This is a genomic window from Lentilactobacillus sp. SPB1-3 (assembly GCF_026913205.2).
Lineage (GTDB): Bacteria > Bacillota > Bacilli > Lactobacillales > Lactobacillaceae > Lentilactobacillus > Lentilactobacillus terminaliae.
Genome location: NZ_CP168151.1, coordinates 1,472,875 through 1,490,944, shown reverse-complemented (window position 1 = coordinate 1,490,944; position 18,070 = coordinate 1,472,875). Strand labels below are relative to the sequence as shown.

Below are 18,070 nucleotides of genomic sequence, written 5' to 3'. Positions count from 1 at the left end.
AGTGATTCCTTTTCGCACAGGTGGTTGTTTTTGCACAACTAATAATAAGTAGTTTACCATAACTGTAAAAATAAGTATATAAATCTGGATTTCGAGCGTTAATCCAAGTGAGCTCTAAATCGAACGTGGTAAAATAAACGTATGAATTGAGGTGGAATAGTAATGATACTTTTGTTTCAAGTGATTATTGGTTTAATTTTGGCTGTGGTCCTTTACAACCTGATCCATTATTTTTTTGTTACCAGGCCAACTCAAAAACGATTAAAGATAAGTCAAGCAATCGTAGATCAAGCAATCAAGTATGCTTTGCAAAAAATAATGCCTGATGAATCTTCAGAGCAACTTAAATCTCAAGCGATTGCTAATGTTTGGGGGAGGGGCGTTATGGCCTTTGAATATGAACTCCCTCAAAACATAATGCAGTTATCTATATCTGAGTTCAAACAACTTTTGATAAAAGAACTTCACGAATATAGTGCGGATCATCATTTTGATGCGAGTAGTACACCCGAAATTCAATCAATCTTTAGGGTTACTGATATTTGGGAATTAGATGGCAATCTTCATTTTGACGTTGCATTTTTAATCAACCAAACTACTATCGAATATGTAGAAGATTTGAATCGCTTAAAATAAATGAAAATAATATAAAAGCTGTCTTTCTGGAATAACAGAAAGACAGCTTTTTTTTGTAAATTAAATTAATAAATAAAGATCTCGTCATCAGATTTCGAATAAGGATTTTGTTTATCGATGTGATCATAGAAGAGCACACCGTGTAAATGATCGATTTCATGCTGACATACGATTGCTGGGTAATTTTTTAAGCGAATATGATGATCGTTTCCTTCAACATCAGTATATTCCAAAGTGATTCTAGCGGAACGAGGGACATAACCGGGGATGTCTTCATCAACTGATAAACATCCCTCGCCTTCAGTTAAAGCGCCACGTTGAACAGAATTAGAAACGATTACTGGATTAATAATGACATCTTTGAAAACTGGTTCTTCATTTTCATCTTCTGCAGGCACCATTACTGAGGCCATCATTTTTGATTCTCCTACTTGGGGAGCGGCTAGGCCAACTCCTGCACGAAGCCCATATTTTTCACATAGCTCTGGATCTTGACTAACTTCAAGATACTCCATCAAATCATGTGCTAATTGGCGATCTTCATCTGAAAGGGGAAAGTTAACTTTTTGAGCTTGTTTCCGTAATACTGGATCACCATCACGGACAATATCTTTCATAAGAAACAAGATTAAAACCTCCAAAATATAAAATTATCTACAGACTATTCTATCTTAATTTTATAAAAAATACTATCAGCCTTTATGTAATGGGATTGATATTTTTTTCACAAATGATAATTGATGAAAATTTAGTGAAACCCATACATCAATTTTAGAAATCATTTATGAAAAAGTTGATATTATGCGATTGAAAGGGCTTGCAAATTTTCTGAAACAATGCTAAATTTTAGTTGTGGTTGAAACAGATTACTGTGTATCACAAGTCTAGCTTTTTAGGAAAGGAAAGTGTTATATATGGCAGCAAATAACAAGCATATTGTTGACTTTGCAAAAATCAAATCAACAATGAGCGATCCATACAAAAAACCGGTTCAAGTAATCGATGAGAATGGAAAAATAGTTAATCAAGAACTATTTGATACATTCAGCGATGATGAATTAGTTACTTTGATGGAAAAGATGGTTTGGGAACGAACACTCCACGAACAAACAATGAACTTTTCACGTCAAGGTCGCCTTGGTTTTTACGCTCCTACCTACGGGGAAGAAGCTTCGGAAATGGGAATTGCACACGCAATGCAAAAACAAGACTTCTTGTTCCCAGCATACCGTGACTTACCACAATTAATTCAACATGGTGCAACAGTTGAACAAGGATACTTATGGTCCAAGGGACACTATTTAGCAAACCAATATAATCCAGAAGGAACTCGTTCAATGTTCCCGCAAATTATTATTGGTGCTCAATACGTCCAAGCCGCAGGGGCAGCACTTGGAATCAAGAAGAATGGGGAAGAAAATACTGTTTCATATGCCTTCACAGGTGATGGTGGTACCTCTCAAGGTGACTTCTACGAAGGAATTAACTTTGCTAGTGCCTTCCAAGCACCCGCAGTATTCTTTGTACAAAACAATGGTTATGCTATTTCAGTTCCACGTTACAAACAAACTGCAGCTGAAACTTTAGCCCAAAAAGGTGTTGCTTCAGGTGTTCCTTCAACTCAAGTAGATGGAATGGATATCTTAGCAACTTACTTAGTTGCTAAAGAAGCACGTGAATTTGCAGCTGCCGGTAATGGCCCAGTATTAGTTGAAACTTTGACTTACCGTTTCGGTGCCCACAGTTCTGCTGGTGATGATCCAAGTCGTTATCGTACTAAAGAAGAAGAACAACCATGGTTTGATCGTGACCCATTGATTCGTTTGAGAAAAGTTCTTACTGATAAGAAACTTTGGGATCAAGCTAAGGAAGACGAATTAGTTGAACAATACAAGGGTGAATTCAAGGATGCTATGAAGAAAGCTGAAGCAGCACCTGCACAAAAGGTTACTGATTTCTTGAAAACTACTTTTGAAACTCCAACCCCTAATGTTCAACGTGACATTGAAAAATATGAAGCAAAGGAGTCGAAGTAATTATGGCTAAACTAACTTATATTAAAGCAATTACCGAAGGATTAGATCAAGTGTTACAAGACGACCCAAAGACTCTTATTTTCGGTGAAGACGTTGGTAAGAATGGTGGAGTATTTAGAACTACCGATGGACTACAAGCAAAATTTGGTGAAGATCGAGTATTCGATACACCACTTGCTGAATCAGGAATTTTAGGACTTTCAATTGGATTAGCAGCAACTGGCTGGCGTCCAATTCCAGAAATTCAATTCATGGGATTCACTTTTGAAGCAGTCGATTCTATCGTTGGTCAAATGTCTCGTAACCGTTTCAGATTTAACGGTAAGATGTCAATGCCAATTACCATCAGAACTCCATTTGGTGGTGGTACTCATACCGCTGAACTTCACGGTGATTCAATGGAAAACATCTTCACAGGCGTACCTGGACTTAGAGTGGTTACTCCTTCTAATCCATATGATGCTAAAGGTTTGATTATTTCCGCTGTAGAAAACAACGATCCAGTATTATTCATGGAAAACTTGAAACTTTACCGTTCAATGAAGGATGAAATTCCTGAAGGCAAGTACACAGTTCCTTTGGATAAGGCCAACGTTGTTCGTGAAGGAAATGATATTACTATCGTGGCTTACAGTGCTGAAGTTAATGAGGCTCTTAAAGTTGCTGATAAATTAGAAAAAGAAAATATTTCGGTTGAAGTAATTGATCTTCGGTCACTTTCACCAATCGATACTGACACAATTTTTGCATCAGTTGAAAAAACTCATAAGGTCGTGTTAGTTCAAGAAGCCCAAAAGATGGCTGGAGTTGGTGCCCATGTTGCTTCTGAAATTGCAGAAAACAAGATCATGTCATTAGATGCCCCAATCGGTAGAGTGGCTGCACCTGATAGCATCTTCCCATTTGCAATGGCTGAAAACGACTGGCTTCCAAACGCCGATGATATCGAAGAAAAAGTACGGGAAATCTTGAATTACTAATTCTAATTAAGAAAGGAAGTTTGACCCTATGGCTTACAAGTTTAAACTCCCAGAGCTAGGAGAAGGAATGGCCGAAGGTGAAGTTGCCACTTGGCTAGTCAAACCTGGCGATGAAGTCAAAGAAGACGATCCATTAGTTGAAATTCAAAATGATAAATCAGTTTCTGAATTACCTTCACCTGTTGCTGGTACTATCAAAGAAATTCAAAAACAAGAAGGAGAGACTGCTGAAATTGGTGACGTGTTAGTTGTCATCGATGACGGTTCAGCCGATTCTGCAGACGATGATGCTCCAGCAGCTCCTGCCGAAGAAAAACCTGCTGAAGAGCCAGCTACTAGTTCAGCTCCTGCTGAGCCAGCTGCTCCTGAACAAAGCAGTACTATTCCGGTAGCTGCTGATCCAAATAAATTGGTATTAGCAATGCCATCTGTTCGTCAATATGCACGTGACAAAGGTATCGATATTTCAGTTGTTACAGCAACTGGAAATCATGGCCAAGTTACAAAGGCTGATGTAGATGCATTCAATGGTGGGAGTGCTACTCAAGCTGCTCCTGCTGCAAGTTCTTCAGAAGCTGCTACAACAGCAACCGCTGATAAGCCAGCTGCAACTCCAATCCAAGCATACACATCAGCAACACCAGAGTTGGAAACACGTGAAAAGATGTCATTAACTCGTAAAGCAATTGCTAAGCAAATGCGTTTGTCTAAAGACATCGCTCCACATGTTACCTCATTTGATGACGTTGAAGTTACCGCTTTGATGGAAAACCGTAAGCGTTACAAGGAACTTGCCAAGGATCGCGATATTCATTTGACATTCTTGCCATACATTGTGAAGGCATTAGTTGCAGTTATGAAGGCATACCCTGAATTAAATGCATCAATTGACGACACAACTCAAGAAATTGTTTACAAGCATTACTACAACATTGGAATTGCTACTAACACTGAACACGGACTTTACGTGCCAAATGTTAAGAATGCTGATTCTAAAGGTATGTTTGAAATTGCTAAGGAAATCACCGAAAACAGTCAGGCAGCATACGATAACAAATTATCTGCTGACAAGATGAGTGGTGGTTCAATCACAATCAGTAATGTTGGTTCTATCGGTGGTGGCTGGTTCACACCAGTTATCAATTACCCTGAAGTTGCCATTCTTGGGGTAGGTAAAATTGCCAAAGAACCATACGTTGATGAAAATGGTGAAATTAAAGTTGGTAACATGTTGAAGTTATCATTAAGTTATGATCACCGTTTGATTGATGGTGCCTTAGCTCAAAACGCGCTTAATATGTTAAACAAATTGTTACATGATCCAGATATGCTTTTGATGGAAGGATGATTGAATAATGGCTGATGCTGAAAAGAAAGAAACAGTAATTATCGGAGCAGGCCCTGGTGGCTATGTGGCTGCCATTCGTGCTTCCGAACTTGGCCAAAAGGTTACTTTGATTGAAAAATCAGATACCCTTGGTGGAGTTTGTTTAAACGTTGGCTGTGTGCCATCAAAGGCACTAATTGCAGCTGGTCACCGTTTACAAGAGGCTAATAACTCTGATGAATATGGTGTTACTAGTAAAGGCGCAACAATTGATTTTTCAAAGACTCAAGACTGGAAACAGCATGATGTCGTTGATCGAATGACTAATGGTGTCTCAATGCTTTTAAAGAAGCATAAAGTTGAAGTTATCCAAGGCGAAGCTGTCTTAGACAGTGATACCAGACTACGTGTAATGCCTGTTGGCCCACGTCAATTTATGGATAACAACAATGGTCAAGTACTTGATTTTGATAACTTGATTATTGCTAGCGGTTCTCACCCAATTGAAATTCCAGGATTTAAGTTTGATGGTCGAGTAATCGATTCAACCGGTGGACTTAACTTACCTGAGATTCCAAAAGAATTCGTTGTTATCGGTGGTGGTTATGTCGGTACTGAACTAGCAGGAGCATATGCTAATTTAGGTTCTCATGTAACTATTATTGAAGGTACTGATTCAATTTTGGCTGGTTTCACTAAAGACATGGTTGCAGTTGTCTTGAAACAACTTAAGGCTAAGGGCGTTGATGTTATCACAGGTGCTAAGGCTAAATCATCTACTCAAGATGATAAGAGTGTCACTGTGACATACGAAGTTGACGGTAAAGAATCAACTGTTACTGCAGATTACTGCATGGTTACAGTTGGACGTAGACCAAATACTGATGAATTAGGTTTGGAATACACTAAAGTTGAACTTGATGATCATGGTTTGGTAAAGACTGATGCCCAGGGTCGTACTGCTTCTGAACACATCTTTGCCATTGGTGATATTGCTTCTGGTCCTGCATTGGCCCATAAAGCATTCTTCCAAGGAAAAGTAGCTGCTGGTGCAATCTCAGGTAAGAATACTGCAAACGACTACATCGGTGTCCCTGCCGTATGTTTCGCTGATCCTGAGTTAGCCGTTGTTGGTCTGACTGAAGCTCAAGCTAAGGATCAAGGACTTGATGTCAAAACTGCTAAATTCCCATTCGCTGGAAATGCACGAGCTGTTTCTCTTTACGAAGCTGACGGATTTGTTCGTTTGATCTTCACAAAAGATGAAGGAACAGTTCTTGGTGGAGAAGTCGTTGGACCTGGGGCCAGCGATTTGATCGCTGAATTGAGTTTAGCTGTTAATGGCAGAATGAACGTCGAAGATATCGCTTTGACCATTCATCCACATCCAACGTTGAGTGAACCAGTTCAAGAAGCTGCAGATATTGCACTTGGTTTCCCAACCCACATCTAGACTTGTTATACAGTTTAATAGTAAAAAAACTCGTATTAGTATTCGTAGTACGAGTTTTTTTTGTGATTAAAATTTCATATTGATATTTTCAAAACTTTGGTAAATGCCTTTTCACTGATATGCGCTTAGATTATAATTAAATTAATAAAGTAATGGAGAATATTAATGGCAGAAAATTATGAGTATCCTTTGGTTGAAGGCTTAAGTGTGACAGAAATCTCTGATTTAATCGGTTTTTACAATGCGGTTGAGCAGGCTTACGAAAATCCGCGGGGAATTGACCGTAGCCAATTCAAAATGGCATACGATAAATTTCGCTCAGTGATTCCGGCTAAATCGGAACAAAAACAATTAGAAAAACGGTTTGCTGACGAATCTGGTTTTGATTCATATCAAGCTATTAAGCAACTTGAACAGACTGATGCAAGCCTTATTAAAGTTGGTGATGGTAATGGATAATGATGAACAGAGTAAAACTGTCAAGGCTGTTAAAGGTTGGCTTTTAGAGGCTAGGGATGATGTGCTAAGACAGATCGATTCTAGATTAAAGGTCGATACTAAAAGTAGTCGAAGTGACTTAGTGACTAATATTGATCGATCAAACGAGAAGTTTATTGTTAATAAGATTCGCGAATTTGATCCTGACGCCAAAATTTTGGGCGAAGAAGGTTTTGGTGATAAAGTTACAGATACAAAAGGACGAATTTGGATTGTTGACCCAATCGACGGAACAATGAATTTTGTTAAACAACGAAACCATTTCGCCATGATGCTTAGTTTATACATTAATGGTCAAGGCGTTTTGGGATTTATAATGGATGTCATGAACAATGAATTAGTGTACGGTGGTCCTGACCTTGGCGTATTTATAAATACTCGTCAGATGGTTACTGTGAATGATTCAAAGCTGCAAGACGGATTGATCGGCTTGAGTGGTCCGATGGTCGTCCATGATGATTTCAACATGCAAGAAATTGCTAATACCTCTTTAGGTATGAGAGTATATGGGAGTGCCGGTATCGATATGATCGCCGTTCTAAAGGGCGAATTAGTTGGCTATATTTCATATCTAAAGCCTTGGGATTTTGGCGCCGGCAGAATTCTTGCTGAAACTATCGGATTAAAGATTACTACTATTGACGGACGTCAATTAGGTGTGTTATCATCAGAACCGGTATTATTAGCGACAGAAAATGCACATCACGACATTCTTACTATAGTGAAGAAGTAGTCATACTGTGACACGCGTCACAGTTTTTTTATGCTAATATTTGTAGAAACTAACTTTATGATTTAAAAGATGAAGGGGAGCAACTGAATTTGAAAACAAGAGACGACATTCGTAACATTGCCATTATTGCCCACGTTGACCACGGTAAGACCACTTTAGTTAACGAATTACTTAAACAATCAGATACACTTGATGAACACGTTCAAATCGAAGACCGTGCCATGGATACTAATGATATTGAAAAGGAACGTGGTATCACGATTCTTTCAAAGAACACTGCTGTTCGTTATGACGGTAAGCAAATCAATATCTTGGATACCCCAGGACATGCCGATTTCGGTGGTGAAGTAGAACGTATCATGCGAATGGTTGATGGTGTTTTACTTGTTGTGGATGCTTACGAAGGAACTATGCCACAAACTCGTTTTGTGCTTAAGAAAGCCCTCGATCAACATTTAACTCCAATCGTTGTTATCAACAAGATCGACCGTGACGGTGCTCGTCCTGAAGAAGTTGTTGACGAAGTTCTTGATCTATTTATCGAACTTGGTGCCGACGAAGAACAATTGGACTTCCCAGTTGTTTACGCTTCAGCTATGAACGGTACTTCAAGTTTTGATTCTGATCTAAGCACTCAAGAACATACTATGAAGCCAATCTTTGACACCATCGTTAAAGACATTCCTGCTCCAATCGACAACTCAGACGAACCATTACAATTCCAAGTTGCCTTATTGGATTACAACGATTTCGTTGGTCGTGTTGGTATTGGTAGAGTATTCCGTGGAACTATCAAAGTTGGTGACAGTGTTACTGTTATGAAGCTTGATGGCTCAACTCAAAACTTCCGTGTTACTAAACTTATGGGATTCTTTGGTCTTAAGAGACTTGATATCGATGAAGCCAAAGCCGGTGATTTGATTGCCATCTCTGGTATGGATGAAATCAGTGTTGGTGAAACAGTCGTTGATGCAGCCCATCAAGAAGCACTTCCGGTGTTACGAATTGATGAACCAACTCTTCAAATGACATTTGGTACTAACACTTCACCATTTGCCGGACAAGACGGTAAGTTCGTTACTGCTCGTCAACTTGAAGATCGTTTGAAACGTGAGTTGCATACCGATGTTTCTCTTCGTGTTGATGACACTGATAATCCTGGTGCATGGACTGTTTCAGGACGTGGTGAACTTCATCTTTCTATCTTAATTGAAAACTTACGTCGTGAAGGATTTGAATTACAAGCTTCACGTCCACAAGTTATTTATAAGGATGTTGAAGGTGTATTGAGCGAACCATTCGAATCTGTTCAAATCGATACTCCTGATGAATATACTGGATCAATCATTGACAGTCTTTCAAAACGTAAGGCTGAAATGCAAAACATGGAAAGTGTTGGTAATGGCCAAACTCGTTTGACATTCCTTGCACCTTCTAGAGGTTTGATTGGTTATTCAACTGAATTCCTTTCAATGACTCGTGGTTACGGTATCATGAACCATACATTCGAAAAGTACATGCCAGTTATTAAGAACTGGAACCCTGGACGTCAAAAGGGTACCTTAGTTTCTATGAATGCTGGTAAGGCTACTACTTACGCAATGATGGGAATTGAAAGTCGTGGTACTTTAGTTATCGATCCAGGTACTGAAGTATACGAAGGAATGATCGTTGGTGAAAACAACCGTGAAAATGATATTACGGTTAACATCACTAAGGGTAAGAACTTGACTAACGTTCGTGCCGCTGGTTCTGATGACATGGCTCGTATCAAGACACCTACTCACTTCTCACTTGAAGAATCATTGGAATTCATCAATGAGGATGAATTGTGTGAAATCACTCCTAACTTCGTTCGTCTTCGTAAACGTTTATTGAACACTAGCGAACGTGAAAAGGATGCTAAGCGTCGTAAGCATAACTAATATTTAAACAAAAATCACTGATTTTCGGTGTTTAAAAAGGCTTTGAGAATGATAATTCTCAAAGCCTTTTTTCTGTATAAACTATCTTCACGGATTAATATAAGTTTAGAAATTATGATTATATGGTTGTGATATAATTAGCGGTATTGAGGTTTAATAAATAAGTAAAGTGTGGGAACAGGTATGAAAAGGTTAAGGAACTTAGACTATTATATATTTTTACCTTACATAATCATGTGTACAATTGGAGTCATCATGGTGTATTCGGCCAGTGCAAATATTGGCTCACAAAATGGTGGTTCACCAATGAGTTATTTAATTAAGCAAAGTTTGTTCGTAGTGATCAGTCTGGTACTTGTTGCTGTCGTAACGGCCATGAACTTAAACAAATTTAAAAATAAGAGAGCTTTGTCAATTATTGAAATCGGTTTTTGGGTTGTATTTGTTTGCCTGCTGTTCTTCGGTAGCAAGGTCAATGGTGCTGCAGGGTGGATCAATTTAGGATTTATCAATATTCAGCCTGCTGAATTTTTTAAGTTCTTTCTGATTATACGTGTTGCTAATAGTGTTGACACACTTGAAGATCAAATAATTTTGTCAGCCAGTGATTGGTGGGTCGCAATGCGTGGAACAATCATCAGAGTTATGCTCAGTATCCTTTTGATATTAGCTCAGCCGGATTCTGGGGGTGCCGCAATCAACTTCATGATTTTCTTTGTCTTGATGCTGACAAGTGGAATTTCCTTTAAGCGGGCCACGGAAGTATTGGGAGGATTTATCGCCTTAGTTTTTGTGGGCGTTAATTTTGTTTTAATTCCACTTTCTCATACAAGTTTTGCGACACATTCATATCAAATTCAACGAATCGTTGCCTTCACAGATCCTTTTGGGCATGCTCAGGGAACAGGCCAACAACTGGTTAATTCATATTATGCCATTAGTAATGGCGGATTGTTTGGGGTAGGTTTAGGAAACAGTATTCAAAAAACAGGTTATCTTCCGGAGCCAAATACGGACTTTATAATGTCAGTTTTAACTGAGGAACTTGGGGTAAGTACTGCATTAATAATTATGGGGTTATTAACTCTAATCGTTGCCAGAACAGTACTTATCGGTATTCGGAGTACCAATACTTTTAATAGTTTGATTTGCTATGGTGTTGCCACCTATTTAACCATCCAAACGTTGTTTAATATTGGTGGTGTGATTGGCTTACTACCAATCACCGGGGTTACCTTCCCATTCATTAGTTATGGTGGTTCTAGTATTTTGACCCTATCGTTATGTATAGGCTTAATTTTGAACATCAGTGGGCGACAAAAAGAAGAACGACTACAAGCTGGTCGTGAGTAGGAGGACTATTATGAACTTTTCACTAACGAATAGAGTCGAATTGATTGTGTATCTTCATTCACCACGCCAAGTGAGAAGTTTGAACACATTTGGTAAAGTTATCTATTTTTCAAAGCGCCTGAGATATGCCTTAATGTATGTTGATGCAGAGGCTAAGGATGAAATAATCGCTAAACTGGAAGCTAAACATTATGTTAAAGAGGTCATTGAATCTAGACAATATAAATTAAGAGATAGTGCATTGCGTTCACTTTCCGGCGAAACCGAAGTAAAGGATGATACAGAAGAATGAGAATTATTGCTGGTAAATATGGGGGAATCAGACTAAACCCAGTTAAGGGCGACAAGACCCGGCCAACTACGGATAAATTAAAGGAAGCAATCTTCAGCATGACTGGACCATATTTTGATGGTGGTACCTTTTTGGATTTATTTGCAGGCTCAGGAGCAGTTGGTTTAGAGGCAGTTTCAAGGGGAATGGATAGTGCGGTTTTGATTGATCGTTCCCGTCAGGCTATTGATACTATTAATGAAAATTTAGCTAAATTACATGATGATTCTGTTAAAGTAATCAAGGGTAACTCATTTACCATATTATCTGAATTGGCTGCAGATAATAATAAATTTGATATGGTATTCATCGACCCACCATATAAGCAGCAGAAAATTTTGACAGTTTTGGATAAACTGAATTCTTTACAGTTACTAAATACTGGTGCAACAGTGATTTCTGAAACGGATAATACCGTAGAACTACCCGGGGAGTATGGACCGTTTGAAGCGATTAAACAGAAAAATTATGGTTTGACAAATTTAGTGATATATAAGTTTGAGGAGGAATCCTAACATGAAGACAGCGGTGTATGCTGGCAGTTTTGACCCAATTACTTTAGGACATGTGGATGTAATTGAAAGAGCAGCTAAATTATTTGATAAGGTTTTAGTGGTAGTTGGCATTAATACTAGTAAGCAAGCGATGTTTTCATCTGATGACCGTAGAGCCATGATTGAAGAAGCCTTGGAGACTATTCCAAATGTCGAAGTTTTACAGTCTGACGAGCTGACGGTTAGATTTGCTCAAAATCATGACGCCAGTTTTCTGGTGCGGGGAGTTCGGGGAAGCGGAGATATCGAAAGTGAGATGGCAATTGCTGATTTGAATCAACAATTGGCAGAAGGTGTACAAACTGTATTTTTGCCAACCAGTTCACAGTATCGATCACTGTCATCATCCATGATTAAAGAGATTGCTAAGTTTCATGGTGATGTCACTAAAATGGTGCCTAGTAACGTTGCGAAAGCTTTAAGCACTAAATTCAATTAGGGAGATTTCTTCTTTTATGAAAAAACCATCTACAAAGCGATTCTTAATTGGTCTATTGGTAATGGTAGTAGTGGTTTTAGGCTTTTTAGCACCACTACCTCAGTACATAGAAGGACCAGGGGCAGCGTTTGATCTTGGTAAAGTAGTGGCCATTAAAAACCATCCGGATAAACACTCGGGTGAGTTTTTGCTAACATCAGTTGGCATAGCTCAAGCCAGACCATTTACTTATTTGTATGCTAAATTGAATCCACATTATTCGATTGAATCGGATACGAATGTCACTGATGGCCAAAATACGGCTGAATACAATAAAGTCCAGAATTTTTATATGCAGAGCTCGATTAATGAAGCCATCTATACAGCTTACAAAGCTGCCGATAAACAAGTCACAAGGAAATACAAAGGCATTTATGTGTTAAATATTTCCAAAAAATCCCAATTCCGCCATGTTCTAAGAGTTGGTGATGTTATTTCTAAGATTAATAATCGGCAGTTTAAAACTTCGAATGGATTTGTTAATTACGTCAAACATCAGCGAGTTGGACAAAAAGTTACGGTCACATACATTCGAAATGGTAAGCAGCAAAATGTAACGGAACCATTGATCAAGATTGCTAAGAACCATCCAGGGATTGGAATTACGCTAACGGACGATATTACCGTTAAAAGTCAAATTCCAATCAAAGTTAACCCTGGGGATGTTGGTGGTCCATCAGGTGGATTAATGTTTTCGTTGCAAATTTATTCACAGTTGACTAATCAGGACTTACGGCATGGCCAAAAGGTAGCTGGTACCGGAACCATTAATAATGGCGGCTATGTTGGTGAAATTGGTGGTATTGATAAAAAAGTGATTACTGCTAAGCGTGCAGGAGCTAAAATCTTCTTAGCTCCTTATATTAAACCGAATAAAGAAATTCTGAAGTTAGAGCCAGACCATAAAACAAACTACGAACTTGCTAAAGAGACCGCAAAAAAATATGCACCTGATATGAAAGTTGTTCCAATTTCAACTTTTAAACAGGCCATTTCATATTTGAAAAATAATTAGAGTTGGAGAAATCCAACTCTTTTTTTCGTATTTAATTATTGAAAGGGGTGAGAATGATGGATAGGATCAAGGAATTGATTGAAGAATACTTATATCAAGTGATTGGCGGTATGATAATCGTTTGTGTTGGATTAATGATTGGACTTTTCTTAGCTTTGCATTCGGATAATCATCAAAGTGCAGAACATAATTCACTAACTACAGATCTTAATAGTCAATCAAGTTCAACGCCTTCAGAGCCTGATCAAAATCAGATTGTTGAAACCAGTTCAGAATCTGATCAGACCACCAATGTTAACCATGGAGATCATAAACAGATTTATGTGGATGTCAAAGGAGCCGTTAAAAATCCTGGAGTGTATCAGGTCAAGTCAAATATGAGGATGTGTGACGCTGTTGACTTAGCGGGTGGATTTAATAGTTCTGCTGATCGTAAACAGGTTAATTTAGCAAAAAGATTGGTCGATCAACAAGTAGTATACATCCCCATTCGTGGTGAGATTAAGGGTAATCAGTTTAAAATTGGTGATGGCAAAACAGTTACAACGGATAATTCAGATGAGGATGAACAGAGTGATGTCGCTGAAAACGATAATTCTGACAGCAATCAGGTTAACCTCAATACAGCTGATAAAAGTAAACTGCAAGATCTCAACGGTATTGGTGAGAAAAAAGCTGACCAAATCCTCGCATATCGCCAATCTCATGGTAAATTCAAAAGTATTGATGAAATAAAAAATGTGCCTGGATTTGGCGATAAAACATTTGTTAATTTAAAGTCGTCAATCTGTGTATAACGTGAGATAATTTGAAGCGATATAAATTTCTTGGAGGTTAGGATAATGGATAATCGGATTAAATGGGATCAATATTTCATGACTCAGGCAGTGTTGTTAGCATCAAGAAGCACATGCGAGCGATTGTCAGTTGGCGCTGTTTTGGTAAGGGACAAGCGCATAATTGCTGGTGGATATAATGGTTCCGTTGCAGGCGATACTCATTGTATTGATGAAGGATGTTATGTCGTTGATGGTCATTGTGTTCGAACGATTCATGCTGAAATGAATGCAATTTTACAGTGTGCTAAGTTTGGAGAACGGACCGATGGGGCCGAAGTTTATGTAACTGACTTTCCATGTCTACAATGCACCAAGATGCTACTTCAAGCAGGGATTACCAAAATCAACTATTTGCGTAATTACCATAATGATGAATATGCCCAAAAACTAATCCGATTAAAAAACATTGAATTAAATAAAATTCAACTCACTCATGATGATCTTGATAAGGTTCCTTTTGATTCCTATCTGTCAGATTAACGATTAAAGATTTATGGTTTTTCATTGCCCTATTATTAGTGATTATTGTGTTAATGAGCACACATCCGTTCATAGGTTTGTTTATTTTTTGCGTGTGGGTAATTAGAGTTTGGTTTTGTAGGTCTAAGAAGTTAATGATCGTAGCGGTTATCACGGCATTCTTATTTGGATTGATAATACTTAATAATCGAACCGTACCGAATCATTGCAGGGATGAAGAATATACTGAGCGGATTCGAATATATCCAGATGGGATCAAAGTAGATGGCGATTTGATTAGCTTTGTTAGTGAAGCAAGTGTTAATAATCGTAAGTCCATATACTTTGGCAGATTAGCCAATAGCAGTCAAAAAGAGATGATTTTAAAATCATCTGAGGCTCTTAGTCTTTCTATCACTGCTAAAACCGATAAATTTAAGCCACCAACTAACATAAATGAATTTGATGTAGAAAAATATTATCACCATCAAGGTATTAAGCAATTAATCAATATTTCTAAGCTGGAAATTATGCATGACCATAGTTCAAGTAAAGTTACTGACGTCCCTCATATACTCAGAACGGGATTATTGCGACATACTGATAACTTACCTGTGGAATTAAAGCGGTATTGTCAGGCCTTAGTAATCGGTTTTCGAGATAATGATTTTTATCAACAGATGTCAGGTAGCTCAAAATTAGGGCTTTTGCATGTCTTTTCAGTTTCGGGGATGCACGTTTACTATTTTTTAGCATTGATCGACAAACTATTAACGATCATTAAATTACCTAATAGACTTAAGATGATGTTAGAGGTCTGTTGCCTGTTGGTGTATTTTCAATTTGCTGGTGGCAGTCCTGGATTACTTAGAGCGATTGTTATGGCGATCATTAGGTTGCTGAGTCAATTGCTCGACATTGAAATTTCTGGTATTGACTGTTGGAGCTTAACTCTGATTATGCAATTACTAATGTTACCTGAAGCAATATTCTTGTTAAGCGTTCAACTTAGTTATTCTTTATCACTAGGCATTATCATTACCGCTAAGCGTGGTTTAATGTTTCAAACCATCATACTTAATGCAATATCATTGCCGATTATTCTTTATAACTTTTATGAATGGCATTGGTTATCTATTGTAGCTTCACTAGTATTTTTGCCTGTATTCACTAGCGTTATTTTTCCGTTAGTAGTAATTATATGTATTGTTGGTAATGTGAAAATTATTACTTCGCTTTTTGAATGGTTTGTTTCTTCATTTAATCACTTGATAAATTATGTGGGTGAAATGCCTGGTATGATTAACGTTGGTAAGCCACCGCTATGGTTTACTATTTTTGCTTTGACTTTGACATATTACATTGCAATTAATGGGCTGCCTCACTTAAAAAGAAATGTGGTTTTACTTGCGAGTATGTATATAGGAATTTTTTGATTGATTCATTTCCCTGTGAGCGGTGAAGTAACGATGATTGATGTCGGTCAAGGTGACAGCTTTTTGATTCGTCAGCCATTTAATCGGCATATTACCTTAATTGACACTGGTGGAAAAATTCATTTTAATCAGCAAAGTTGGCAACGAGGCTGTAAAAAGTATCAGGCTGATCGATTAGGAATAAATTATTTAAAAAGCATTGGCATTAATAAAATCGATGAAATATGCGTTAGTCATCAGGATGCCGATCATTGCGGGGACTTAACAGCGTACCTGAATCAACTTGGTGTTGGCAGAGTGATCGTTCCGTTAGGGATGAATAATAATCCTAGTTTTATTAAACGTTTGGCTGAAGCAAATTATCCATTGAGTAGATTAGTAGCAGTTTCTGATCATCAAGATAATGAGATCTTTGATGATTTGCATGTATTACATCCGTTCGTGTCAGGAAACGGTGAAAATCATGATTCGATGGTTATCCTCGGTACATTTGGTGGCCAGCGTTGGCTGTTTACGGGCGATTTAGATCAGCAAGGGGAATTAGATGTTATTCATAGATACCCATCCTTAAAAGCCGATATTTTGAAGGTAGGACATCATGGAAGCAAAACGTCATCTAATTCAGAATTCATTAGATCAATCCAGCCTAAAGTGGCCTTGATTTCTGCTGGTCGTCAAAATCGTTATCATCATCCAAATGACGAGACGATGCAAATTTTAAAAGCAGAACGAGTATTAATTCTTAATTCGCAAAATTTAGGGATGGTGAGATACCAATACCGCCATAATTCTGGTAAATTCATGCACACTGTCAATTTGATAAATAGTATTTCTTCGAAATAATGTGTTTTTTACACCAAAATTTATATACTTTTGTGATGTTTATTTTAATGATAGAATAAATAGTCGTTTGAATTGGTAATAAATCAATAGCGTTCTAAAAAAATGAAGGGAAATTGTGAAATCAATGAATTATTCAGAGTTTATGCGCCAAATTAAAAATAATTCGCCAGCAGGTGTGTACCTGATTGACGGTTTTCAAGATTACCTTTCAGATAAGGTCAAGAATTCTTTTATAAAGTTAATTCCAGAAGATGAACGATCGATGAATTTGTCGGTTTTTGACATGGAAGAGACATCCTTAAGCAACGCTATCGAAGATGCTGTTTCAATGCCTTTTTTTGGTGATAAACGGTTAGTGATGATTAATCATCCGTACTTTTTAACTGGTTCTAAGAAGAAAAGTAAAATTGATCACGACGTCGATGAGTTAATTGAATACCTTCAACATCCGCAAGAATCCACAATCATGGTGATATTTGCCGCCTATGACAAGCTAGATTCTAGGAAAAAGATTACTAAACAATTAAAGAAGCTGGCTACAACTGTGAGCATCGGTCAGCCATCTGAAAGAGAAACCAAGGCCATCATTAAAAATGAGGTCGCTAAGTCAGGTTGTATGATTGACGATGCAGCGATTGATAAATTAGTCGAGTTAACGTCAGGGGATTTGACCAAAATGATGAATGAAATTCCTAAGTTAACGACATATAATTACAATACCAAAAGAATTGAATCACAATCAGTTGTTGATTTGGTGCCAAAGTCAATGGAGCAAAATGTGTTTGACCTAGTTAATACAGTTCTTGATAAGCAACCCACCAAGTCTTTAGAAATTTATCATCAGCTAGTTTTGGAAAGTGGTAATCCAATCCAAATCAATGCGGTTTTGATCCAACAGTTTAGGTTGCTGATTCAGGTGATGATTCTCAAACAACACGGATTTTCACAAGGAAACATTGCATCATCATTAAAAGTCCATCCATATCGAATCAAGTTGGCACTGCAATCTATTCGCAAGTTTTCATATGATGAATTGCGGCTCGCATATTTAGGATTAGTCGATATCGAGAGAGAGATGAAGTCATCTTCACGGTCAGCTGAACTACTTTTTGAACTGTTTATAGTTAATTTTATGAAAAAAACAGCATAAAAAAAGCCCAGTCATGTAAATGCA

At 37.8% G+C, this 18,070-nt stretch carries 19 protein-coding genes; 18 read left to right on the top strand and 1 reads right to left on the bottom strand.

The features are described 5' to 3' along the window. Positions 1–162 precede the first annotated feature (162 nt). The gene (locus O0236_RS07865) at positions 163–636 is read left to right on the top strand and encodes a hypothetical protein (protein ID WP_268913813.1); all 474 of its coding nucleotides are present in this window, start codon (positions 163–165) and stop codon (positions 634–636) included. Positions 637–701: 65 nt separating this feature from the next. Here the strand turns inward: O0236_RS07865 and def are convergent, their stop codons facing one another. Next, positions 702–1,262 (bottom strand): peptide deformylase, encoded by a 561-nt coding sequence (gene def / locus O0236_RS07860; protein WP_268913814.1) that lies wholly within the window; start codon positions 1,260–1,262, stop codon positions 702–704. 288 nt (positions 1,263–1,550) lie between these two features. Between def and pdhA the strand changes: the two genes are divergently transcribed. The 17 genes from pdhA (at position 1,551) to holA (ending at position 18,046) form a co-directional block, all read left to right on the top strand. Further along, positions 1,551–2,672: a pyruvate dehydrogenase (acetyl-transferring) E1 component subunit alpha gene (gene pdhA / locus O0236_RS07855; RefSeq protein WP_268913815.1), complete on the top strand. Its 1,122-nt coding sequence runs from the start codon at positions 1,551–1,553 to the stop codon at positions 2,670–2,672. 2 nt (positions 2,673–2,674) lie between these two features. Continuing rightward, positions 2,675–3,652, top strand: a complete 978-nt coding sequence (locus O0236_RS07850) for an alpha-ketoacid dehydrogenase subunit beta (protein ID WP_268913816.1) — start codon at positions 2,675–2,677, stop codon at positions 3,650–3,652. Positions 3,653–3,680: 28 nt separating this feature from the next. Next, entirely contained in the window at positions 3,681–5,000 is a 1,320-nt protein-coding gene (locus O0236_RS07845) for a 2-oxo acid dehydrogenase subunit E2 (RefSeq protein WP_268913817.1), read from the top strand. A 7-nt stretch (positions 5,001–5,007) separates the two neighbouring features. After that, complete coding sequence (lpdA, locus tag O0236_RS07840; protein ID WP_268913818.1) at positions 5,008–6,432, top strand: dihydrolipoyl dehydrogenase; 1,425 nt, start codon at positions 5,008–5,010, stop codon at positions 6,430–6,432. Positions 6,433–6,597: 165 nt separating this feature from the next. Further along, on the top strand, positions 6,598–6,891 hold the full coding sequence (locus tag O0236_RS07835) for a UPF0223 family protein (protein ID WP_268913819.1): 294 nt from the start codon (positions 6,598–6,600) through the stop codon (positions 6,889–6,891). Continuing rightward, positions 6,884–7,663 (top strand): inositol monophosphatase family protein, encoded by a 780-nt coding sequence (locus tag O0236_RS07830; RefSeq protein WP_268913820.1) that lies wholly within the window; start codon positions 6,884–6,886, stop codon positions 7,661–7,663. The genes O0236_RS07835 and O0236_RS07830 overlap by 8 nt, the downstream gene beginning before the upstream one ends. An 89-nt stretch (positions 7,664–7,752) precedes the next feature. Beyond that, positions 7,753–9,588 carry a translational GTPase TypA gene (gene typA, locus O0236_RS07825; protein ID WP_268913821.1) on the top strand — a complete coding sequence of 612 codons (1,836 nt, stop codon included), beginning with the start codon at positions 7,753–7,755 and terminating at the stop codon, positions 9,586–9,588. A gap of 183 nt (positions 9,589–9,771) precedes the next feature. Next, complete coding sequence (locus O0236_RS07820) at positions 9,772–10,941, top strand: FtsW/RodA/SpoVE family cell cycle protein (protein ID WP_268913822.1); 1,170 nt, start codon at positions 9,772–9,774, stop codon at positions 10,939–10,941. A 10-nt stretch (positions 10,942–10,951) separates the two neighbouring features. Continuing rightward, positions 10,952–11,233, top strand: a complete 282-nt coding sequence (locus tag O0236_RS07815) for a YlbG family protein (protein ID WP_268913824.1) — start codon at positions 10,952–10,954, stop codon at positions 11,231–11,233. Further along, positions 11,230–11,787 carry a 16S rRNA (guanine(966)-N(2))-methyltransferase RsmD gene (gene rsmD / locus O0236_RS07810; protein ID WP_268913826.1) on the top strand — a complete coding sequence of 186 codons (558 nt, stop codon included), beginning with the start codon at positions 11,230–11,232 and terminating at the stop codon, positions 11,785–11,787. The genes O0236_RS07815 and rsmD overlap by 4 nt, the downstream gene beginning before the upstream one ends. 1 nt (position 11,788) lies before the next feature. Next, on the top strand, positions 11,789–12,265 hold the full coding sequence (gene coaD, locus O0236_RS07805) for a pantetheine-phosphate adenylyltransferase (RefSeq protein ID WP_268913827.1): 477 nt from the start codon (positions 11,789–11,791) through the stop codon (positions 12,263–12,265). Between the two features lie 16 nt (positions 12,266–12,281). Further along, a complete protein-coding gene (locus O0236_RS07800) occupies positions 12,282–13,319 on the top strand; it encodes a SepM family pheromone-processing serine protease (protein WP_268913828.1) in 1,038 nt (345 codons plus the stop codon). 56 nt (positions 13,320–13,375) lie between these two features. Beyond that, positions 13,376–14,116: a helix-hairpin-helix domain-containing protein gene (locus tag O0236_RS07795; RefSeq protein WP_268913830.1), complete on the top strand. Its 741-nt coding sequence runs from the start codon at positions 13,376–13,378 to the stop codon at positions 14,114–14,116. 45 nt (positions 14,117–14,161) lie between these two features. After that, on the top strand, positions 14,162–14,638 hold the full coding sequence (locus O0236_RS07790; RefSeq protein WP_268913831.1) for a ComE operon protein 2: 477 nt from the start codon (positions 14,162–14,164) through the stop codon (positions 14,636–14,638). 134 nt (positions 14,639–14,772) lie between these two features. Continuing rightward, entirely contained in the window at positions 14,773–16,053 is a 1,281-nt protein-coding gene (locus tag O0236_RS07785; protein ID WP_268913832.1) for a ComEC/Rec2 family competence protein, read from the top strand. Then, entirely contained in the window at positions 16,054–16,896 is an 843-nt protein-coding gene (locus O0236_RS07780) for a ComEC/Rec2 family competence protein (RefSeq protein ID WP_268913833.1), read from the top strand. A 124-nt stretch (positions 16,897–17,020) separates the two neighbouring features. Beyond that, positions 17,021–18,046 carry a DNA polymerase III subunit delta gene (gene holA, locus O0236_RS07775; RefSeq protein WP_268913862.1) on the top strand — a complete coding sequence of 342 codons (1,026 nt, stop codon included), beginning with the start codon at positions 17,021–17,023 and terminating at the stop codon, positions 18,044–18,046. Positions 18,047–18,070: the final 24 nt, after the last annotated feature.